General features: G+C 72.5%; 18 protein-coding genes and 1 riboswitch. Of the genes, 11 read left to right on the forward strand and 7 right to left on the reverse strand.

The window, feature by feature from the left end:
- Positions 1-46: 46 nt before the first annotated feature.
- Positions 47-191: riboswitch (FMN riboswitch) on the reverse strand.
- A gap of 68 nt (positions 192-259) precedes the next feature.
- Both WFJ36_RS01040 and WFJ36_RS01045 read right to left on the reverse strand, forming a co-directional pair.
- Positions 260-1,123, reverse strand: a complete 864-nt coding sequence (locus tag WFJ36_RS01040; RefSeq protein ID WP_071328127.1) for an Fpg/Nei family DNA glycosylase — start codon at positions 1,121-1,123, stop codon at positions 260-262.
- A 50-nt stretch (positions 1,124-1,173) separates the two neighbouring features.
- Positions 1,174-1,737: a GNAT family N-acetyltransferase gene (locus tag WFJ36_RS01045; RefSeq protein ID WP_071328128.1), complete on the reverse strand. Its 564-nt coding sequence runs from the start codon at positions 1,735-1,737 to the stop codon at positions 1,174-1,176.
- Positions 1,738-1,880: 143 nt separating this feature from the next.
- On the opposite strand from WFJ36_RS01045, the gene mfd reads away from it, so the two are divergent.
- Complete coding sequence (gene mfd, locus WFJ36_RS01050; RefSeq protein ID WP_336642468.1) at positions 1,881-5,447, forward strand: transcription-repair coupling factor; 3,567 nt, start codon at positions 1,881-1,883, stop codon at positions 5,445-5,447.
- Positions 5,448-5,508: 61 nt separating this feature from the next.
- On the forward strand, positions 5,509-6,105 hold the full coding sequence (locus WFJ36_RS01055) for a gamma carbonic anhydrase family protein (protein ID WP_025103909.1): 597 nt from the start codon (positions 5,509-5,511) through the stop codon (positions 6,103-6,105).
- A 72-nt stretch (positions 6,106-6,177) separates the two neighbouring features.
- Here WFJ36_RS01055 and gdhA read toward each other — a convergent pair whose 3' ends face one another.
- Both gdhA and WFJ36_RS01065 read right to left on the reverse strand, forming a co-directional pair.
- Positions 6,178-7,548 (reverse strand): NADP-specific glutamate dehydrogenase, encoded by a 1,371-nt coding sequence (gdhA, locus tag WFJ36_RS01060; protein ID WP_071328131.1) that lies wholly within the window; start codon positions 7,546-7,548, stop codon positions 6,178-6,180.
- A 132-nt stretch (positions 7,549-7,680) separates the two neighbouring features.
- Positions 7,681-10,428 carry a phosphoenolpyruvate carboxylase gene (locus WFJ36_RS01065; RefSeq protein WP_442927801.1) on the reverse strand — a complete coding sequence of 916 codons (2,748 nt, stop codon included), beginning with the start codon at positions 10,426-10,428 and terminating at the stop codon, positions 7,681-7,683.
- 36 nt (positions 10,429-10,464) lie between these two features.
- Between WFJ36_RS01065 and nhaA the strand changes: the two genes are divergently transcribed.
- From nhaA to WFJ36_RS01085, 4 genes are all read left to right on the forward strand, one after another.
- A complete protein-coding gene (nhaA, locus tag WFJ36_RS01070; protein WP_336642470.1) occupies positions 10,465-11,631 on the forward strand; it encodes a Na+/H+ antiporter NhaA in 1,167 nt (388 codons plus the stop codon).
- A 19-nt stretch (positions 11,632-11,650) separates the two neighbouring features.
- Positions 11,651-12,313 (forward strand): MazG family protein, encoded by a 663-nt coding sequence (locus WFJ36_RS01075; protein WP_292788938.1) that lies wholly within the window; start codon positions 11,651-11,653, stop codon positions 12,311-12,313.
- Positions 12,314-12,380: 67 nt separating this feature from the next.
- Positions 12,381-13,631 (forward strand): histidine--tRNA ligase, encoded by a 1,251-nt coding sequence (hisS, locus tag WFJ36_RS01080; protein ID WP_336642956.1) that lies wholly within the window; start codon positions 12,381-12,383, stop codon positions 13,629-13,631.
- A gap of 61 nt (positions 13,632-13,692) precedes the next feature.
- On the forward strand, positions 13,693-14,496 hold the full coding sequence (locus WFJ36_RS01085) for an SGNH/GDSL hydrolase family protein (RefSeq protein WP_336642471.1): 804 nt from the start codon (positions 13,693-13,695) through the stop codon (positions 14,494-14,496).
- On the opposite strand, the gene WFJ36_RS01090 is transcribed toward WFJ36_RS01085, so the two are convergent.
- Positions 14,465-14,992, reverse strand: a complete 528-nt coding sequence (locus WFJ36_RS01090; RefSeq protein ID WP_071328710.1) for a VOC family protein — start codon at positions 14,990-14,992, stop codon at positions 14,465-14,467. The genes WFJ36_RS01085 and WFJ36_RS01090 overlap by 32 nt on opposite strands.
- Positions 14,993-15,087: 95 nt before the next feature.
- Here WFJ36_RS01090 and WFJ36_RS01095 point away from each other — a divergent pair, with 95 nt between their 5' ends.
- Complete coding sequence (locus WFJ36_RS01095) at positions 15,088-15,867, forward strand: AraC family transcriptional regulator (RefSeq protein ID WP_292788946.1); 780 nt, start codon at positions 15,088-15,090, stop codon at positions 15,865-15,867.
- 5 nt (positions 15,868-15,872) lie between these two features.
- On the opposite strand, the gene WFJ36_RS01100 is transcribed toward WFJ36_RS01095, so the two are convergent.
- Together WFJ36_RS01100 and WFJ36_RS01105 are read right to left on the reverse strand one after the other, a co-directional pair.
- Positions 15,873-17,108, reverse strand: a complete 1,236-nt coding sequence (locus tag WFJ36_RS01100) for an APC family permease (RefSeq protein WP_336642472.1) — start codon at positions 17,106-17,108, stop codon at positions 15,873-15,875.
- A 41-nt stretch (positions 17,109-17,149) separates the two neighbouring features.
- Positions 17,150-17,620: a PaaI family thioesterase gene (locus tag WFJ36_RS01105; RefSeq protein ID WP_071328137.1), complete on the reverse strand. Its 471-nt coding sequence runs from the start codon at positions 17,618-17,620 to the stop codon at positions 17,150-17,152.
- Between the two features lie 99 nt (positions 17,621-17,719).
- Between WFJ36_RS01105 and WFJ36_RS01110 the strand changes: the two genes are divergently transcribed.
- Genes WFJ36_RS01110 through WFJ36_RS01125 form a run of 4 tightly spaced genes read left to right on the forward strand, consistent with a single transcriptional unit; the run spans position 17,720 to position 20,798 of the window.
- Positions 17,720-18,127: a GntR family transcriptional regulator gene (locus tag WFJ36_RS01110; protein ID WP_060921977.1), complete on the forward strand. Its 408-nt coding sequence runs from the start codon at positions 17,720-17,722 to the stop codon at positions 18,125-18,127.
- Positions 18,114-19,169, forward strand: a complete 1,056-nt coding sequence (locus tag WFJ36_RS01115; RefSeq protein WP_336642473.1) for a DUF1648 domain-containing protein — start codon at positions 18,114-18,116, stop codon at positions 19,167-19,169. Before WFJ36_RS01110 ends, WFJ36_RS01115 begins: the two co-directional genes overlap by 14 nt.
- Complete coding sequence (locus WFJ36_RS01120; RefSeq protein WP_336642474.1) at positions 19,166-20,134, forward strand: CPBP family intramembrane glutamic endopeptidase; 969 nt, start codon at positions 19,166-19,168, stop codon at positions 20,132-20,134. Before WFJ36_RS01115 ends, WFJ36_RS01120 begins: the two co-directional genes overlap by 4 nt.
- Before the next feature lie 4 nt (positions 20,135-20,138).
- Complete coding sequence (locus WFJ36_RS01125) at positions 20,139-20,798, forward strand: O-methyltransferase (protein ID WP_336642475.1); 660 nt, start codon at positions 20,139-20,141, stop codon at positions 20,796-20,798.
- Positions 20,799-20,874 lie beyond the last annotated feature (76 nt).

A 20,874-nucleotide genomic window follows, 5' to 3' on the forward strand; every position in this document is an offset into this window, starting at 1 on the left:
CCTCGGGGTCGCTGCAGGGTGGCGGAACGGACGCACGCGCGTGCGCCTCGTGCTGCCTCCCTTCCGGACTAGCGAGGTGTCCCTCGCATCACCGTCGGTTCCGGAATTCCACCGGATCGGCATCCCGATCACTCGGAACGCTCGCGGACTGTCACCGCCGGTTCGGATTCCCACCGACCCCGGAGCACGTTGCTGCTCTGAGTGTACTCAACGCGTCCGCGCCCGTTTCATTCCGTGGCAGGGGGGCGGTCCCCGCCCCTCACTTGAGCAGGCGGGAGAGCCGCCGGTCGGCGAGCACCTTGCCGCCGGTCTGACAGGTGGGGCAGTACTCCAGGGAGCGGTCCGCGAAGAAGACGCTGCGCACCTCATCGCCGCAGACCGGACACGCCTCGCCCCGGCGGGCGTGCACCCGCATGCCGCGGCGCTTGGCGTCCTTGAGGTCAGCCGGAGGTTTGCCCGCGGCGGCCGCGACGGCCTCGGCGAGGGTCTCCTGCATCGCCGCGAACAGGCGGTCGATCTCGGCGTCGTCCAGCGTGCCGGCGATCGCATACGGCGACATGCGGGCCGCGTGCAGGATCTCGTCCGAGTAGGCGTTGCCGATGCCCGCGATCACGCCCTGGTCGCGCAGCAGACCCTTGATCTGCATCCGCCGGTCGTCCAGCAGCGCGGCGAAGGCGTCGCGCGTGAAGGACGGATCGAGCGGGTCGGGGCCGAGCCGCGCGATGCCGGGCACCTCGGCGGGGTCGCGGACCACGTACACGGCCAGCGACTTCTTCGTCCCGGCCTCGGTCAGGTCAAAGCCGCTGCCGTCGTCGAGGGCGATCCGCAGCGCGATGGGCGACTTGCCCGGCTTGAGGAGCGTGGTCGGCAGGGTGTCGTACCAGCGCAGCCATCCGGCCTTCGCCAGGTGGAAGACGAGGTGCAGCTCGGACCCGCAGGAGAGCACCACGAACTTGCCGCGACGCTCCGCCCCGGTGATCGCCGCGCCTTCCAGCGCCGAGATCGGCGGGTCGTAGGTCTTCAGCGCGGCGATCGCGGCCACGGAGGCACGGGTGATCGTGCGTCCGGTGGTGCGCTCGCCGAGGAACGCGACGAGTCCTTCGACCTCCGGCATCTCAGGCATGCAGCCATCCTGTCACCGGGGTCCGACGCTGTCACGCGTTGGTCGTCCGTTCAGAGCACCGGCCACTCGACCGGCGTCCGGTCGTCGTCGCGCAGCAGCCCGGCGAGCCAGCCGTCGTCCCGTCCGCGCTGGCTGGTGAGTCCCTGACGCATGGTGCCCTCGAAGCGGAAGCCGAGGGCGCGGGCCGCGCGGGCGGAGGGGATGTTGCCCACGACGGCCTGCCAGCGGATGCGGGCGAGGCCGAGCTCCGCGAAGCCCCAGTCGAGCACGGCCCGCGCGGCCTCGACGAGGTAGCCGCGGCCGCGGGCATCGGCGACGACCCAGTAGCCGAGCTCGGCGTGGCCGCCGGCCGCGTGCTCGACGATGTGGTGGAGCCCCACCATGCCCACGAGCGCGCCGTCGGCGTAGACGCCCCAGACGGTCTGCGAGCCGTCCTCCCACCACTGCTCGACGAGGGCGACGAAGTCCTCCGCGTCCTGCCGGAAGTAGGGGGAGGGCACCGTCGTCCACCGCGCGATCTCCGGGTCCTGGCAGGCCTCGGTGATCGCGTCGACATCCGCCTCCGTCGGGGCATGGAGGACGAGTCGTGCGGTGGTGAGGGTGACCGGAAGCATCCCTCCAGCCTAAGACGCTCGACCCGGCCCCTTCGGTTCGCCCCGGCCCCTTCCGCGCGTCCGTAACGGGGTGGGAGGCACGGAAAGGGGTGGGAGGGGAGGAAGCCGACCGCAGTGTCCGTGGGCGCGATTAGGCTTGTCCGGTGACTGTTCCGGGGATTCTGCGCGCCTTGGAAGAGGCGTCTCTGTATCGTGACGCTCTCGCCTGGGCGCACACCGACGCCGACCTCGGCCTGGTCGACGGGCTCGACGCGCCCGTGCTCGCCGGCCTGCTCGCCCAACGCGCGGCGGCCGGCCACCCGGCGGCGCTGCTGGCCGTCGTGCCAACGGGGCGCCGGGCGGAATCGGTGGCGCAGGCCCTGGAGACGTACGTCCCGGACGCCGAGGTGCTCACCTTCCCCGCCTGGGAGACGCTGCCGCACGAGCGCCTCAGCCCGAGTCCGGACACGGTCGGCCTGCGACTGCAGACCCTGCGGCGCGTCGCCGAATGGTCCGGGGAGCGCCCTCTCGTGGTCGTGGCCTCCGTGCGCGCCGCGCTCCAGCCCATCGCTGGGAACCTCGGCGACATCGTGCCGCTGGAGCTGACGGTGGGCAGCCGCGGCAACGAGCTCGACCACGTCGCCGAGCAGCTCGTCGAACGGGCCTACTCCCGCGTCGACATGGTGTCGCGACGAGGCGAGTTCGCCGTCCGCGGCGGCATCCTCGACGTCTTCCCTCCCACGTCGGAGCACCCCTACCGCGTGGAGTTCTTCGGCGACGAGATCGATCAGATCCGCGCGTTCTCCGTGGCGGACCAGCGCTCGCTCCCCGGCGACGTGCCGCGCGTCGACCTCCCGCCCAGCCGCGAGCTCCTGCTCACGGCCGAGGTGCGGGAGCGCGCCAGGGCGCTCATCGGGGGCTTCCCGGCCATCAGCGGCATGCTCGAGAAGATGGCCGAGGGCATCCCGGTCGAGGGCATGGAGTCGCTGCTGCCCGCGGTCGCCGGCCCGCTCAAGTCGCTCGTCGAGTACCTGCCCGAGGGCACGGCGACCGCCGTCATTGACCCGGAGCGCTCGACCGCCCGCGCCCTCACCCTCGGCGAGACGAACCGCGAGTTCCTCGACGCCGCCTGGAGCGCGGCGACCTCTGGGGCCTCGGCCCCCATCGACCTCGGCGCCGGCGACTTCCTCACCATCGCCGACCTGCGCGAGGTCGTCCGCGCCCGCGGCGGCGTGTGGTGGCGCCTGAGCCCGTTCGGGATCGGCGACGCGACCGTGGAGAGCGTCGAGGCGGCCACCGTCATCCCCTCCTTCCACGGCAACGTCGACGGCGCGATCGCCTTCGTCAACGCGAAGGTCGCCGAGGGCTGGAGGGTGGTCGTGCTCGCGACCGGACACGGCCTCGTCGACCGCGCCCGCGACGTGCTGTCCGACCGCGGCATCGCGGCCCGGGTCGTCGAGACCATCGCGGACGCGCCGGACGCGGGGGTCGCGACCCTCACCGTCGGCGGCGTCGAGGCCGGCTTCCAGGTGCCGGAGGCGAAGCTCGCCGTCCTCACCGACAACGAGTTCTACGGCCGCACGATCGGCGGCGACCAGCGCGTCGTCAAGAAGCTCGCCTCCCGGCGGAAGAACGTCGTCGACCCGCTGCAGCTCAAGCAGGGCGACTTCGTCGTGCATGCGACGCACGGCATCGGCCGGTTCGTCGAGATGACCCAGCGCGAGGTCTCCACCGGCGGCCGCAACGCCGCGAAGTCCGTCCGCGACTACCTCGTGCTGGAGTATGCGCCGTCGAAGCGCGGCTACCCCGGGGACAAGCTGTACGTGCCCACCGACCAGCTCGACCTCCTGTCGAAGTACGTCGGCGGCGAGGCCCCGACCCTGTCGAAGATGGGCGGCAGCGACTGGGCGCAGGCCAAGGGCAAGGCGCGCAAGGCGGTCCGCGACATCGCCGTCGAGCTCGTCAAGCTCTACTCCGCCCGGATGAGCGCGAAGGGGTACGCCTTCGGCCCGGACACCCCCTGGCAGCGTGAGCTGGAGGAGGCGTTCCCGTTCGCGGAGACGCAGGACCAGCTGCAGACCATCGACGAGATCAAGGCCGACATGGAGCGGCCGATCCCGATGGACCGGCTGCTCTCCGGCGACGTCGGCTTCGGCAAGACCGAGGTCGCCGTCCGCGCGGCGTTCAAGGCCATCCAGGACGGCAAGCAGGTGGCGATGCTCGTGCCGACGACCCTGCTCGTCAAGCAGCACCTCGAGACGTTCACCGAGCGCTTCGCCGGGTTCCCGGTCAAGGTGCGGCCGCTGTCCCGGTTCCAGACCGACAAGGAGGCGCGGCTCACGCTGCAGGGCCTCCTCGACGGCTCGGTGGACATGGTGATCGGCACGCACCGCATCCTCACGGACCAGGTGCTGTTCAAGGACCTCGGCCTCATGATCATCGACGAGGAGCAGCGCTTCGGGGTCGAGCACAAGGACGCGCTGAAGAAGATGAAGACCAACGTCGACATCCTCGCCATGAGCGCCACCCCGATCCCGCGCACCCTGGAGATGGCGGTCACCGGCATCCGCGAGATGTCGACGCTCGCCACGCCCCCGGAGGACCGGCACCCGATCCTCTCGTTCGTCGGACCCCGCAGCGACAAGCAGATCGCCGCCGCCATCCGTCGCGAGATCCTCCGCGAGGGGCAGGTCTTCTTCGTGCACAACCGCGTGCAGTCGATCCAGCGGGTCGCGGCCGAGCTCGCCGAGCTGGTCCCCGAGGCGCGGATCGCCGTGGCGCACGGCCAGATGGGGGAGCACGCGCTGGAGCAGGTCGTCGACGACTTCTGGGAGCGCAAGTTCGACGTCCTGGTCTCGACCACGATCATCGAGACCGGCCTCGACATCTCCAACGCGAACACGATCATCATCGACCGCGCCGACAAGTACGGCCTCAGCCAGCTCCACCAGCTCCGCGGACGCGTGGGCCGCGGACGCGAGCGCGCCTACGCGTACTTCCTCTACGACGACATGAAGCCGCTGAGCGAGACCGCGGCCGACCGGCTGCAGACCATCGCGGTCAACAACGACCTCGGTTCCGGTATGCAGGTCGCCCTCAAGGACCTCGAGCTGCGCGGTGCCGGAAACCTCCTCGGCGCTGAACAGGCCGGGCACATCGCCGGGGTCGGCTTCGACCTGTATCTGCGCATGATCGGCGAGGCCGTCGCGACCTTCCGCGGCGAGGAGGTCGAGACCGGGCAGGAGCTCCGGCTCGAGCTGCCGCTCGACGCCCGCATCCCCGAGGACTACATCGACAGCGAGCGCCTCCGGCTCGAGGCCTACCAGAAGCTCTCCGCCGCCTCGGCCGCGACCGCGAAGGACGACGCCATCGACCTCGTGGTGGAGGAGCTCGTCGACCGGTACGGCACGCCGCCGGAGGAGGTCACCGGACTCGTTTCGATCGCGCGACTGCGGCGCCGGGCGGCCAGGGCCGGGCTCACCGACGTCGTGGCCATGGGGTCGAACCTGCGCCTCGCGCCCGCCCGCCTCGAGGACTCGATCAAGGTCCGGCTGCAGCGGCTGTATCCGAAGGCGAAGCTCGTCTCCGGCGGGGAGGCTCTCGTCGTGCCGATGCCCACGGTGCCCGCGGCGGTCGGCGTGGGCGTGGAGCCGCTGCCCGACGCGGAGCTGCTCGCCTGGGTCGACCAGCTGTTCACCGCCATCTTCCCCGAGCCCGCCAAGCCCGAGTGACCCGGTGGTGATGATCTCCGAAGTCGTGCACGCCGCAGACGCCGAGGGCTAGTCTGGCCGCATGTTGTACGAGCACCTCGGGGCTCGCCCCCGCATCCACGACACCGCCGTCGTCGCTCCCACCGCCGTCATCTCCGGCGACGTGGAGCTCGGACCGGGCTGCCAGGTGCTGCACGGCGCCGTGATCACCGCGGAGGGCGGCCCGATCACGCTCGGCGCGCACGTCATCGTGATGGAGAACGCGCTGATCCGGGCGACCGCGGCCAACGCCGTCCACATCGGGGCGCACACCCTCGTCGGGACACTGGCCAGCATCGCCGGGGCGACCGTGGGCGAGGAGGTGTTCTTCGCGTCCGGAGCCCGGGTCTTCAACGGGGCCCTCGTCGGGGACCGCTGCGAGGTGCGTGTCAACGCCATCGTGCATCGCCGGGCCGTGCTGCCCTCGGGGACGGTGGTGCCGATCGGGTGGGTCGCGGTCGGCGATCCGGTGCAGCTGCTCTCACCCGACCGGGACGCCGAGATCGCGGCCGCGCAGCCCGAGCTCGACTTCCCCGGACACGTCTTCGGCGTCGACCGGGACACTCCCGACCTCATGGTGCAGCTCACGGAGCGCTACGGCAGCTCCCTCGCACGGCACGCCGACGACCGCCAGGTCTGACCCCCACCCTTCGAATCGCCCGAACGGTCCCATCTCGGCCGGATGTGGGACCATTCAGGCGATTCGAACGGGTTAGATGACGCCCTGGGCGAGCATCGCCGCAGCGACGCGCTCGAAGCCGGCGATGTTGGCCCCCGCGACGTAGTCGCCGGGGACGCCGTGGCGCTCCGCGGCCTCGAAGGCGGCGCGGTGGATGTCGCCCATGATCTCGCGGAGCTTGTTCTCGCTGTCGCCGAAGCTCCAGCGCTGCCGCGACGCGTTCTGGCTCATCTCCAGGGCCGAGGTCGCCACACCGCCGGCGTTCGCGGCCTTGCCAGGGGCGAACAGCACTCCGGCCTTCTGGAAGGCCTCGACGGCCTCGGGGACGCACGGCATGTTGGCACCCTCGGACACGGCACGCACGCCGTTCGCGATCAGGGCCTCCGCATCGGCGAGGCTGACCTCGTTCTGGGTAGCGGAGGGCACCGCGATGTCGACGGGCACCTCCCACACGCTGCCGCTCTCCACGAACCGGGCGCTCGGGCGGCGGTTCGCGTACTCGACGATGCGGGCGCGCTCGACCTCCTTGAGCTGACGCAGCAGGTCGAGGTCGATGCCCGCGTCGTCGACGACGTAGCCGGAGGAGTCGGACGCCGTCACCGCGGTCGCGCCGAGCTGGGCGGCCTTCTGGATCGCGTAGATCGCCACGTTGCCGGAGCCCGAGATGCCGACGCGCTTGCCGTCGAGGGAGTCGCCGTGCACGCCGAGCATCTCCTGCGCGAAGAACACGGCGCCGTAGCCGGTGGCCTCGGTCCGCACCTCGGCGCCGCCCCAGCCGGTGCCCTTGCCCGTGAACATGCCGGACTCGTGCCGGTTGGTGACCTTGCGGTACTGGCCGAACAGGTAGCCGATCTCGCGGCCGCCGACGCCGATGTCGCCCGCGGGGACGTCGGTGTGCTCGCCGAGGTGCCGGTAGAGCTCGTTCATGAACGACTGGCAGAACCGCATGACCTCGGCGTCGGACTTGCCGTGCGGGTCGAAGTCGGAGCCGCCCTTGCCGCCGCCGATGCCCTGACCGGTGAGGGCGTTCTTGAAGATCTGCTCGAACCCGAGGAACTTGATGATCGACAGGTTGACCGAGGGGTGGAACCGCAGGCCGCCCTTGTAGGGACCGAGCACGGAGGAGAACTGGATGCGGTAGCCGCGGTTGACCTGCAGCTTCCCGGCGTCGTCGACCCACGGCACGCGGAACATGATCTGCCGTTCCGGCTCGACCAGGCGCTCCAGGATCCCGCCGTCCACGTATTCCGGGTGGCGCTCCAGCACCGGGGCGATGGAGTGCAGCACCTCGTGGACAGCCTGGTGGAACTCCGGCTCGTGCGGGCTGCGGGCCAGCACCGTGTCGAAGACGGGCTGCACGGAGTCGGCGAGCGGGTGGAAGTCGGTGGGGGTGGTGACGGTCACGCGGGAGGGCTTTCTGATGGGGGATGGGGTGCGGGCGATCGTGTCGCGCGCGAAAGCAGAGCCGGGTGAGGCGGAGGTTTCACTCTAGCGTCGGCGACGAGGGCCTCCGCGCACACGGTGGAGCGGCCGGGGTTACCCGGTGTTCTGCAGGCCGGCGGCGACCCCGCTGACGGAGAGGAGGAGCAGGCGCTGCTGTTCGGCGTCGGCTCCCGAGCCCTCCGGCTGCTCCGGTGCCGACCGGAGCGCGCGGAGCGCCCGCAGCTGCAGGAGCGAGAGGGCGTCGACGTACGGGCTGCGCAGCTGCACGGCGCGCTGCAGCACGGGCTTGTTCTCCAGCAGGCCCTCGCCTCCGGTGAGACGGATGACCCAGCGCCGCGTGAGCGCGAGCTCGTCGAGCACCAGGGCAGCGAGGTCGTCGCGGTCGCCGAGGGCGAGGTACTGCCGGGCGATGCGCTCGTCGGTCTTGGCGAGGCTCATCGCGACGTTGTCGACCATCGTGCGCAGCAGCGGCCACTCGCGGTAGGCCTCCGTGAGCAGTTCCTCGTCGCCGACGGCCTCGAGCGCGGTGCCGAGGCCGAACCAGCCGGCGAGGTTGATGCGGGCCTGCGTCCAGGCGAACACCCAGGGGATGGCCCTGAGGTCTTCCAGCGACTCCACCGAGAGGCCGCGGCGGGCGGGACGCGAGCCGAGCGCGAGCAGGCCGATCTCCTCCATCGGGGTCACGGTGGCGAACCACGGGGCGAAGCCCTCGGCCTTGACGAGCGCGAAGAACCGCTCGCGGGAGGCGGCGTCCATGGTCGCGGCGACGTCGGCGTAGCGGGTGGCCGCGCGGCTCGTGCGCTCCTCGACCGTGGGGGAGGAGGCCAGCAGCGTCGCGGCGGCGACCTGGTCGATGTGCCGCATCGCGATCGCGGGCTCGCCGTAGCGGGCGAAGATGACCTCGCCCTGCTCGGTGAGCTTGAACCGACCGTCGACGGAGTGCGGGGGCTGCGCGAGGATCGCGGAGTTGGCGGGGCCGCCGCCACGGCCGAGCGCACCGCCGCGGCCGTGGAAGAGGGTCAGCTCGATGCCGGACTCCTGCGCCCAGCGGGCGATCTTCTCCTGCGCCGTGTACAGCGCGAGGTTCGCGGCGACGGGCCCGACGTCCTTGGAGGAGTCGGAGTAGCCGAGCATGACCTCCAGTCGGTTGCCGGTCGCGGCCATCCGCTCGCGGAACTCCGGGAAGGTCACGGCCACGGCGAGGATCCCCGGGGCGGCCTGGAGGTCGGCGAAGGTCTCGAACAGGGGCACGACGTCGAGCACCGGGGCGTCGTCGCCGAGCGCATGACGGGCCAGCTCGTACACGTTCGCGAGGTCGGAGGCCGCCTGCGTGAAGGAGACGACGTAGCGACCCGCGGCGCGGAGACCGCGGTCGCGCTGGATGTCCGCGATCGCGCGGAACACCTCCAGCACCTCCTCGGTCTGCGTGCTGATCGGACCGCCGGCCTCGAGCTCGGCCAGGGCCTTCGCGTGCACCTGGGAGTGCTGACGGACCTCGAGCTCCGTGAGGTGGAAGCCGTAGGTCTCGACCTGCCAGATCAGATGCTGCACGCCGCCGAATGCGTGGCGGCGGGCTCCGGCGGCGACGAGGGAGGACTGCACGGCGCGCAGCTCCGCGAGCAGCTCGTCCGGACCCGTGTAGCCCTCGTCGTCTCCGCGGCGCGTGGCCGCCACGCGGCGGGCCATGACGAGGACGACCCGGCGGTGCGGCTCGTCAGGGGAGCGGGCCGCGAGCTCGTCGGCGGCCGTCGGCTCCGTGGCGGCGAAACGCTCCCAGAGCGCGGCGACCTCGGCGCTGGGCGGCGTGTCGTCCGCGGCGAGCGTGAGGGTGCGGCCGATCCGGTCGAGCGCCCGCTCGAGGCCGCGGAGCACGTGGTCGGAGGCGATCTGCGACGCCTCGCGGGTGACCGCGGCGGTGACGAACGGGTTGCCGTCGCGGTCGCCGCCGACCCAGGAGCCGATCCGCACGAACGCCGGGACGACCGGGGCGCTGGCGCCGGACTCCTCGCCGCGGAGGGCGTCGTCGATCCGGCGGTAGACGTGGGGGACGGTGGTGAACAGCGTCTCGTCGAAGACGCCCATGACGGTGCGGACCTCGTCGGTCGGGGAGGGCTTCTGCGCGCGCAGCGGCGCCGTGCGCCACAGGGTGTCGATCTCCTCGAGCATCCGGCGGCGGGCGCGGTGCTCCTCGGAGCCGCCTGCGCTGGCCGCGTCGTGCTGGGTGAGCAGCTCGGAGAGCCGGCGGATGCTCGACGAGACCGCACGGCGGCGGGCCTCGGTCGGGTGGGCCGTGAAGACGGGGTGGAAGCGCAGGCCGTCCAGACGACGACGGGCCTCGTCGTCGCCGACCTCCTCGCGCAGCCGGGCGTACGCCCCTGCGACCGTGTCCGTCGCCTGGGCCCCTGAGCCTGTCGAAGGGGCCTGCCCCGCCCGCTCCCGGAGCACGCGCACGCGCTGGTGCTCCTCGGCGAGGTTCACGAGGTGGAAGTAGCAGGTGAACGCCCGGGCGACCTCGTCGGCGCGGGCGATCGTGAAGGAGTCGGCGATCGCCGCGGCGCGGTCGAACGCGTCGGAGCTGTGGTCCTCGTAGGCCTGGATGGTCGCGAGGCGCAGGCGCTCGACGTCCTCGAAGAGGTCGTCGCCGCCGGCTTCGCGGAGCACCTGGCCGAGGAGCTGGCCCAGCATCCGCACGTCGGAGCGCATGGCATCGGGGATGCCGCGACCGGCTTCGAAACGACCGATCACGCGGATGGCCTCGGTGGGCGTCGGCTCGGAGAAAGCGGGGGAATCGGGGGTCACCCTCCGAGAGTAGCCGGGTGGATCGGGGTGTCCCGCACGCATGACGACCGTGTGACATCCCGGCCTACGATGGACGGGATGCGCATCACAGCGAACCCCCTCCGCGGGCAGCAGTTCCCCGCCGTCCTCCTGCTCGTGGCCGCCGGTCTCGGCCTCCTCTTCGCGAACCTGCCCACGCACGACGCGATCGCCGGACTGCTGGAGACGCATCTCGCGGTCCCGGGGACGGCGCTGGACCTCTCGATCGCGCACTGGGTGTCGGACGGCCTGCTCGCGATCTTCTTCCTCGTCGTGGCGATCGAGCTGCGGCACGAGCTCACCCACGGCGAGCTCGACTCCCCGCGGAAGGCCGTGCAGCCGGCCATCGCGGCGACCGGCGGCGTGCTCGTGCCGATCCTCGTGTACCTGCTGATCGCGGGAGGGCCGGAGACGGCGTCCGGCTGGCCGATCCCGACCGCCACCGACATCGCCTTCGCGCTCGGCGTGCTGGCGATGTTCGGACGAGGACTCCCGTCCCGGGTGCGGGTGTTCCTGCTGGCCCTCGCGATCCTCGACGACATCATCGGCATCATCTTCATCGCGGTGCTCTTCGCGCACGACGTGCAGTGGCTCCTGTTCGGGCTCGCGATCGTCGGGGTGGCGGTGTTCTGGCTGCTGAGCCGCCTGCTGCACGCCACCGGACACACGCTCGTCGCGGTCGCGATGGCCGTCGTCGGCGTCGTCACGTGGGGCCTCGTCGCCTCGTCCGGCATCCACGCGACCATCGCCGGCGTGATGCTCGGCCTCGTCATGGCGCCGATACCCGCCGGACGCACCCGGCATGCGCTGGAGCCGACCGTGAACGGCGCGATCCTGCCGCTCTTCGCCTTCGTGGCAGCCTTCGTCGTCATCCCCGCCGTCTCGCCGATGGCCCTCTCCCCGGCGTTCTGGGCGATCGTGGTGGCCCTGCCGGTGGGGAAGATCGTCGGTATCTCCCTGTTCGGCTGGCTCGCCATGCGCATCCGTCCGAAGGGAGCCGACCCGGCCCTGCCCTTCGCGGACCTCCTCGCCGCCGGCGCCCTGGGCGGCATCGGATTCACCGTCTCGCTCCTGCTCGCCAACCTCGCTTTCGAGGGCGACGCGGTCATCCGCGACCAGGCGATCCTCGGCGTCCTCGTGGGCTCGCTCCTCGCACTGATCCTCTCCGGCATCGTCGTCACCCTGCGCGCCCGGTGGTACCGTCGCGCTGCGCCCATCCCCGCCTGAGCCGGAGTCCGGAGGAAGCATGACCAGCGATCACCAGCGCCCCGAGGACATCGCCGATCCGCTGCGCGCGGCCGCGGAGACCATGCGTGCGGTGCGGGAGCGGTGCGTGTGGTCGCAACGCATCACTCACCGTGATCTCGTGCCGTACCTCGTCGAGGAGTCGCACGAGGTGATCGACGCGGTCGAGGACGGCTCGCGCGCCGACCTCCGCGAGGAGCTGGGCGATCTGCTGTGGCAGGTGCTGTTCCATGCCGCCATCGCGGCACAGGATCCGGATGACCCGTTCGACATCGACGACGTCGCCCGCACGCTCACCGAGAAGATGGTGCGGCGGCATCCGCACGTGTTCGGCGACGAGGTCGCGGAGACGCCGGAGGAGGTGCTCGTGCACTGGAACGCGGCGAAGGCGGCGGAGAAGCGCACCCGCCGCAGCGTGCTCGACGGGATCCCGCGCGCGATGCCCGCCCTCGCGCGTGCGCAGAAGATGTCGGGTCGTGCCGCCGGTGTCGGCGTGGTGCCCGCGCCGCCGTCCGCCCTGCGCCCGTCGTCGGAGGAGGAGCTCGGCGATGCCCTCCTCGCCCTCGTGGACACCGCTCGGGCCGAGGGCTGGGACGCGGAGCGCGCCCTCCGGGAACGGCTGACGCGCCTGGAGGACGAGGTCCGCGCCGCCGAGGCCGGTTGATACGACACGGGCACCGCCGTCGACCTGGGAAGATGGACGGGTGGCTACCGTGAACGCGCCGCGCGGCATGCGCGACTTCCTCCCCGCCGACAAGGCCCGCCGTGAGCGGGTGCTCTCCGTCATCCGCGACCGCTATCGCGCGCACGGATTCGACGAGATCGAGACCCCCGTGGTCGAGGAGTACGACCGGCTGCATGCCGGCATCGGCGGCGACAACGAGAAGCTGTCGTTCAACATCCTGCGCCGCGGCCTGGATGCGGAGGCCGTCCGCGCCGCCGCCGACGATCCCGCGGAGCTCTCCGACCTCGGCCTGCGCTACGACCTGACGGTGCCTCTCGCCCGCTTCTACGCGAGCAACCGGGGACAGCTCCCCGGCGTCTTCCGGTCCATCCAGATCGGTCCCGTCTGGCGGGCCGAGCGTCCGCAGAAGGGGCGCTACCGCCAGTTCGTCCAGTGCGACATCGACATCATCGGCGACGCGTCCGCTCGCGCCGAGGCCGAGCTGCTGGCCGCCTCGCTCGACGCCGTCGACGCCCTGGGGCTGGAGGGCGCGAGCGTGCGGATCAACGACCGCCGCGTGCTGGAGTGGATGCTGGGGCACTTCGGGTTCACCGAGGATGAGCGCCCGCAGGTGCTGATCACGATCGACAAGCTCGACAAGATCGGGCCCGAGGGCGTGGCCGCCGAGCTCCGCGAGCGCGGGGCCACGACGACCGCGGTCGACGCGTTCCAGGCCTTCCTCGGTCGCCCGCAGACCCTCGAGTACCACCCGTTCGGCGACCGCCAGATCCGCAAGGCGCTCCCGGACGACGCACCCGACGAGCTCGTCGCCCACCTCGTCGGCATCGGCGAGGCGGTCGCGGCGGGCCGCGGGCAGGACGACACCCCGCTCGTGTTCGACCCGTTCCTCGTGCGCGGCATGGGGTATTACACGGGGACGATCTTCGAACTCGCGCACCCGTCCGTCACGTACTCGCTCGGCGGTGGAGGACGGTACGACGGCATGATCGGCCGGTTCCTCCAGCAGGACGTGCCGGCGGTGGGCTTCTCCCTCGGGTTCGAGCGCCTGGTCGACCTCGTCTCGACGGACCCGGCCACCGCGGCGCAGGCGATCGTGCTCGTCCACGACGCGGCCGTCCCCGTCGCGGAGCTCGTGGCGCACAAGACGGCCCTCGTCGCGAAGGGCGCGCGGGTCCGCCTCGAACAGCGCACGAAGAACCTCAAGGCGCTGCTGGAGCGCTCCGCCGCGGACGGCTACACCCACTTCGCGAGCGTGCGCCCCGGCGACGGCGAGCTCGAGGTGAAGACGCTGGCCTGATTCGCCCCCGTCGGGACGAGGCGTTCACCGGACGTTCACGGCGGTCGGCTGGAATCGCGCCGTGCGTCGTCTACCCCTGCTGACCCTGGCCGCGCTCGCCGCCGCGCTCGTCGTGGGCGCCCGCGCGGTGCTCGACCGGCAGGCCGCCGTCGCGCGGCGGCGCATCGGGAAGCCGCTGGGAGAGCAGTCGCTCGACGCGGATCGCGTCTGGCGCCCGGGGCTCGAGGGCGAGCCGCTCGACCTCCTGCTCCTGGGCGACTCCCTCGCTGCCGGCCTGGGAGCGGCACGGCGGAAGGAGACCCTCGGGGCGCGGCTCGCGAAGGCGACGGCCCGCCGACTCGGGCGTCCGGTGCGGCTGCGCACCGCCGCGGTCGTGGGCGCGGAGTCGCGGGATCTCGCCGGGCAGCTCTCCCGCCTCCCCGCGGACTATCGCCCGGACGTCGCCGTGGTCGTGGTCGGCGGCAACGACGTCACCCACCGCCTTCCGGCAGCGGAGTCGGCCCGCCACCTGCGCGAGGCCATCGTCCGCCTGCAGGCTCGCGGTGCCCGCGTCGTCGTCGGCACCTGCCCCGACCTCGGCGCCCTGCGCGCGGTGCCGCAGCCCCTGCGCCGCATCGCCTCCGGTCTGTCGCGACGGCTGGCCGAGGTGCAGGCGGAGGCCGCGGACCGCGAAGGAGCGGAGACGGTGGACCTGCGGCGGGCTGTCGGCCCGATGTTCTTCGACGAGCCGGAGGAGATGTTCAGCCTCGACCGCTTCCATCCGAGCGCCCTCGGCTACCGCCGCACCGCGGAGGCGCTGCTGCCGGCCGTCGAGCGGGCCGCCCTGGTCGCGCTCAGCTCTCGGCGTTCTCCGGCGCCGCGCTGAACGAGGCCGCCCACTCCGCGACCCGTCGTGCGCTCTCCTCGTCGGAGAGATCCTCCACGCGGGTCATGATCGACCACCGCACGCCGAACGGGTCGCGGATGCTGGCGTAGCGGTCGCCGGAGACGAACACGGACGGCGCCTCGCGAACGGTCGCCCCCGCCGCGACGGCGCGCGCGACCACGGCGTCCACGTCGGGCACGTACAGGCCCATCGAGTAGCAGTCGTCGTCGCCGGAAGGCGCGGGCACGAGGTGATACTCGGGGCTGGGCTCGCCGAGCTGGAGCCGTCCGAGTCCGAAGTCGAGGTCGGCATGCGCGACGACACCGCCGAACTCCGTGACGTCGACCACGCGGGCGCCGAAGACGTCCCGGTAGAACTCGACGGCACGGGCGGCGTCGGGGATCGCGAGGAAGGGGGTGAGCGAGGTCGCGCTGTGCGGGCGGCCGTCGGTCGTGTGCGCGCCGGTCACGCCGGCCGGAGGTGTCTGTTCGGTCATGCGGCCACGGTAGACGGGGGAGGGCGCCCGGCGCTTGAAGATCCGCGACACGCCCTCGGGGCCGTGGCGTCGGTGGCGCGTCCTACGCTGGGGCCATGGTCGACCGGACGCGCGGAGTGCTCTATCCCGCGCGGCTGCCCTCGTTCCATCGGCTGCCCCCGCCCGCAGAGGCCGCCGCGCTCGTCTCCTGGTTCTGGATCCCGGAGTGGAGCCTTCCGGAGGGCGAGGTGTCGCGGCAGGAGATCGTCTCGTATCCGGCCGTCAACCTCGTCGTCGCCCCGGAGGGCGTGTCGATCTCGGGCGCCACGACCCGCGCGTCGACGAGGGAGCTGCGGGGTGCGGGCTGGGCCGTCGGCGCGCTGCTGCGCCCTGCCGCCGTCCCCGCGCTCACCGACGCCGCAGCGCAGCTCGTCGACGCGGAGCGCTCCTTCGACGCCCCCGATCTGCACGCGGCGGTGACGACGGCGATGCGGCGCGCAGACGGGCGACGGGAGCGCGCCGTCGCGGTCTTCGCCGCGTGGCTGTCGCAGCGGGTCGGACCGGTGAGCGCGGCGGGGCGGCAGGCGAACGTGATGCTCGACGTCCTCCTGGGGGAGCGGGCGGCGCTGACGCCGGAGGAGGCGGCGACCCGACTCGCGCTCTCGGTGCGCACGCTGCAGCGGCTCACGCACCGCACCGTCGGGCTCTCGCCGGGCGCCATCATCCGCCGCCGCCGGCTGCAGGAGGCGGCGCAGCGCCTCCGCGAGGAGCCGGAGACGGACCTGACGGCGCTCGCCGCCGCGTTGGGGTACGCCGACCACGCCCATCTCACGCGCGATTTCGCGGCCGTCCTCGGTCTGCCGCCGCGGGACTATCGCACCAGGGTCTCCGGCTGAGGCGATCAGGCGCGCTGCTGCTGCCGTCGTATCCGCAGCGCCCGACCGGCGACCCCGAGCAGCACGACGCCCATGCCGACCAGCGAGGCGAGGGCGGGAAGGGTGCTCACGAGCACGAGACAGCCGAGGGCGCCGCCCACCTGCAGTGCCCGGGGGTATCGTCGGGCCGCGCCGCGCTGGCGGAAGGCGGCGGCGTTCGCGATGAGGTAGTACAGCAGCACGCCGAAGGACGAGAACCCGATCACCTCTCGGAGATCCCCGACGAGCACGAGTGCGATCACGATGACCGCGAGGGCGATCTCGGCGCGGCGCGGCACCTGATGGCGCTCGTCGATTCGCGCGAGGAACCGTGGGAGATCGCTCTCTCGCGCCATGGCGAGGGTCGTGCGCCCGATGCCGGTGAGCAGGGCGAGCAGTGCGCCGAGGGACGCGGCGGCCGCGGCGATCCGCACGACGGGGGCGAACGCGGACCAGCCGGCGGCGGTGAGGACGTCGGCCAGGGGTGCGGCCGCTCCGCTGACGGCGCCGCCGAGCACGAGGAGCACGACGACGCCGACGAGCGCGTAGACGACGACGGCACCGCCGAGGGCGAGCACGATGGCGCGCGGGATCGTGCGCGCGGGGTCCACCACCTCCTCGCCCATGGTCGCGATCCGGGCGTAGCCGGCGAAGGCGAAGAACAGCAGTCCGGCGCCCTGGAGCACGCCGTACACGGTCGTGTCGGGGAGGGGCGCGGGGGAGGCGGTCGGCGCGGCGCCGAGGCCGACCGCGACCACGACCGAGAGGCCGAGCAGCGAGCAGGTCACGAGGATCCGGGTCGCCAGCGCCGTCCGTGTCACACCCAGGCAGTTCACGACCGCGAGCGCGGCGACGGCGATCACGGCGACCGGGGTCTGCCACCCCGCGGGAGCGGCGTAGGCGGCGAAGGTCATGGCCATGGCGGCGCAGCTCGCGATCTTGCCGATCACGAAGCTCCAGCCGGCGACGAAGCCCCACCACGGTCCGATCTCCGCTCGCGCATAGGCGTACGTGCCACCGGCGACGGGGTGGACGGCCGCGAGCTGTGCGGAGGCGGTGGCGTTGGCGTAGGCGACCGCGGCGGCGATGACGAGGGCGACGAGCGTCGCGTTCCCGGCGACGTCGACGGCCGGACCCCAGACCGCGAACACGCCGGCGCCGATCATCGATCCGAGGCCGATGGCGACGGCATCCGGCAGCGTCAGGCGGCGGGCGAGGAGCATCCGGTCATCGTCCCACGCCGGGGTGAACGGCCGGTGACGCGTCAGCCGCGGGACGCGGTGACGCGCTTCTTCTCACGGATGTAGACCTCGCGGCGCACGGTCGCCACGACGTCCCCGTCACGATCGGTGATGACGGTCTCGAACCACTCCAGCACCTTCGCGCCGCCGTGGGCGCGCTGCCGGAGCTCCTCCGCCTTCTCCCGCGTCACCTCGAACTCCGCGGTCAGCACCCCGCGACCCGGCTTGAGGAACTCGATCTCGCCACGGGTGTCCCACACGACGTAGTCCCGCCCGAGCTGGTGCATGACGAGCATGAAGAAGTACGGGTCGGTCATCGCCGACATCGACCCCCCGAACGCCGTCTTGACGTAGTTGCGGGTGAGGAGGTTCACATGCAGCTCCACGGTCGCGTGGGTCCAGTCGTCGCTGAACCGGCGGACGCGGATGCCGCTGCACAGGTTGGGGATCCAGAGGCTCATGCCGAGGGCGAGGCGTCGGGGCGTGATGCGCATGAGGTCAGTGTGGAGGATGCGCCGAGTCCCCGCGAAGACGTCTGGAGGGTTGGTACAGTTGTTCTAGTTCACCTAGAATAACTAGGGAAGGGAGGCGTCATGCTCATCCGCGTCGATGTCGACAGCCCGCACGCGCTCTACGACCAGGTCGCCGCCTCGGTGCGCGCCGACATCCTTTCCGGAGCCCTCGCGCCGGGCGACCGTCTGCCGGCCGCCCGCGACGTGGCCGCCGCGCTCGACATCAATCAGCACACCGTGCTGCACGCCTACCAGCGCCTCCGCGACGAGGGCCTGGTCGACCTCCGGCGGGGGAGGGGCGCCGTGATCGCCGCCTCCGCCGCGCCGCTCGCCGAGCTCGCGCACGAGATCGATGGGCTGATCCGGCGGGCCGCCGCTTTGGGCGTCTCCGCCGAGACCCTCGCCGGGATCGTCCGCACGCACCGCGCAGAAGCCGAACCTCCCACCCCCGCCGCGACTCCCCAGGAGGCCTCCCATGACGACGCCTGACCCCACCCGGACCCCGCCGGCCACCCTGCGCCGCGCACGACGGGCCTTCGTCCTCGTGGCGCTCGTCCTCCCGGTGCTCATCGTCGCGATCTCCGCTCTCGTGCTCGCGGCCTGGCTCCCGTCGTTCCCCGCCGACGTCGCGATCCACTGGGGCGTCGACGGGGCCGACGGGTTCGGCCCGGCGGCCACGTACCTCTGGGTGCTCCTCGGCGTCGGTCTCGGCATCCCGACGCTCCTGGCCGTCACGACGCTGATCGCCGTCGGGGCGCACTGGAGCGCGACCGCCCGTCTCCTCGGAGCGACGGCGGCCGGCATGTCGGCGTTCGCGGGCGTGATCTGCCTGGGTTCCCTCGCGATTCAGCGCGACCTCCCGCCCTCCGGTGAGGTCCCGGGCATCGCGGGGGTGATGGCGCTGGCCTTCGCGGCTCTCCTGGGGGTGGGCGCGATGGCGTGGTTCGTGCAGCCGCGCGTGCAGTCGGTGCCCGGTGCCGCTCTCGAGCCGCGCCACGACGTGCGGGTCGGTCAGGGCGAGCGGGTCGTCTGGGTGGGCACGACGACCATGCCCACCGGCGCGCTCGTCTTCCTCCTGCTCGTGCTGCTCGGGCTCGTGGCGCTCGCCGTGACGATGCTCGTCACGGGCACCCCGCTGGCCTGGGTCTCGGGCCTGGTCGCCCTCGTCGTCGGGTTCGCGCTGGCGGCGACCGCCTCGTTCCGGGTGCGCGTCACGCCGGACGGCATCGACGCCCGTGCCGTGATCGGGTGGCCGCGGAAGACCATCCCGGTGGCGGAGATCGAGTCAGCCAGGGCCGTGCGCATCTCGCCCTTCGGGGAGTTCGGCGGCTGGGGGTGGCGTCTCGCTCCGGACGGCCGCAGCCGGATCGTGATGCGGCAGGGCCCGGCGATCGAGGTGCATCGCCGCGACCACGGACCGTTCGTCATCACGATCGACGGGGCGGAGGAAGCAGCAGCGCTCCTGCAGGCCTACGCGGACCGATCCGCGGGGTCGGCGCCCTCCGGAGGAACGGAGAGGACGGCACGATGAACGCTCTGACGCCGACCCGCGTGCCCTGGCGCGCGGTCCTCATCTTCACCCTCACGGCCTGCGGGCTCGCGGCCCTCGTCTGCCTGCCCCTGTGGCTCGGCGACGGCCTCGCCGAACCCTTCGCGGGAGCGCTCCTCCCGGTGATGATGTTCACGCCCGCAGCCGCGGTGCTCGTCGTCACGCTCACCACGGGCGTACCGGAGAAGGGCAGCCGGGCGCGGTTCCTCGGGCTGTGGCCGCTGCGGCCCGTGAAGCGCGTCGTCGGGCTGCTGGTCGCGGCCTGGCTCGTGCCGCCGGTGCTCGTTGCCCTCGGCGTCCTCCTCGCGGCCGCTTTCGGGTGGGTGCGGCTCGACCTCACCTTCTCGGCCTTCGCGGATCAGCTCGCCCAGGCTCTTCCCCCGGGGACGCCGGTGCCGCCGGTCGGCGTGGTCGTGTTCGCACAGCTCGCCGCGATCCCGGTCGGGGCGCTGGTGAACAGCGTGCTCGCCTTCGGCGAGGAGCTCGGCTGGCGCGGCTGGCTGCTCCCGGCGCTGCGTCCGCTCGGCACCTGGCCGGCGCTCCTGCTCAGCGGGGCGATCTGGGGACTGTGGCACAGCCCCGTCATTCTCCTCGGCTACAACTTCGGCCGGACGGATGTCACCGGCGTGCTGTTCATGATCGGCGGCTGCGTGGCGTGGGGGGTGCTGTTCGGTTGGCTGCGGCTGCGCTCCGGCTCGCTCTGGCCGGCGGTCGTCGCGCACGGGGCCCTCAACGCCGCCGCGGGCCTGGTCCTGGTCGTCGCCGCCATGCAGCCCGACCTCGCCCTCGCCGGACCGCTCGGCGTCGCCGGCTGGATCGTCGCCGCCGTCGTGGTCCTCGTCCTCACCCTCACCGGGCAGTTCCGCCGGCAGCCGGAGCTCGCCGCGCCGCGCACCCCGCCGACACCGCCGACGCTTGACGCCCGGCCGGAGCCGGGGGTTGGCTGAGCACATGGAATCCACTCCCGCCGCCTGGGCCCGCGCCGACACCTTCCTCGCCGACATGCTCGTGGGCACGGATCCGGCTCTGGAGCACGCGCTGGAAGCGCAGCGGGCGGCGGGGCTGCCCGAGATCGAGGTCGCCCCGGCCGCGGGGAAGCTGCTGAACCTCCTCGTGCGGATGAGCGGCGCGCGCCGCGTGCTGGAGATCGGCACCCTCGGCGGCTACTCGACGATCTGGATGGCGCGCGCCGTCGGTCCCGACGGGCAGGTGGTGACGATCGAGGCGGAGGCCGACAACGCCGCCGTCGCCCGTGCGAGCATCGACGCCGCCGGGGTGGGGGACCGGGTGGACATCCGCGTCGGCCGAGGAGCCGATGTGCTCCCGACGCTCGTCGGCGGCTTCGACCTCGTCTTCATCGACGCCGACAAGGAGTCCAACACCGTGTACCTGGACTGGGCCGCGAAGCTCGGTCACCCCGGCACCGTGGTCGTGCTCGACAACATCGGCCGCGACGGCGAGATCGTCCGCGACGACTCGACGGACCCGAAGGTGAACGGCACGCGCGCGGGGCTGCGCATGCTGGGGGAGGACCCGCGCTTCGACGCCACGGCGTTGCAGACCGTCGGTGTCAAGGGATGGGACGGCGTCGCGCTCGCCCTCGTCGTCTGACTCCGGCGCCCCGCCCCGCCGGGGATAGACTGGGCGCGGACCGACGACGCTCCACACACCCTTCCATCCTGAGCAA

The organism is Microbacterium sp. MMO-113 (genome assembly GCF_037148555.1).
Taxonomy (GTDB): Bacteria; Actinomycetota; Actinomycetes; order Actinomycetales; family Microbacteriaceae; genus Microbacterium.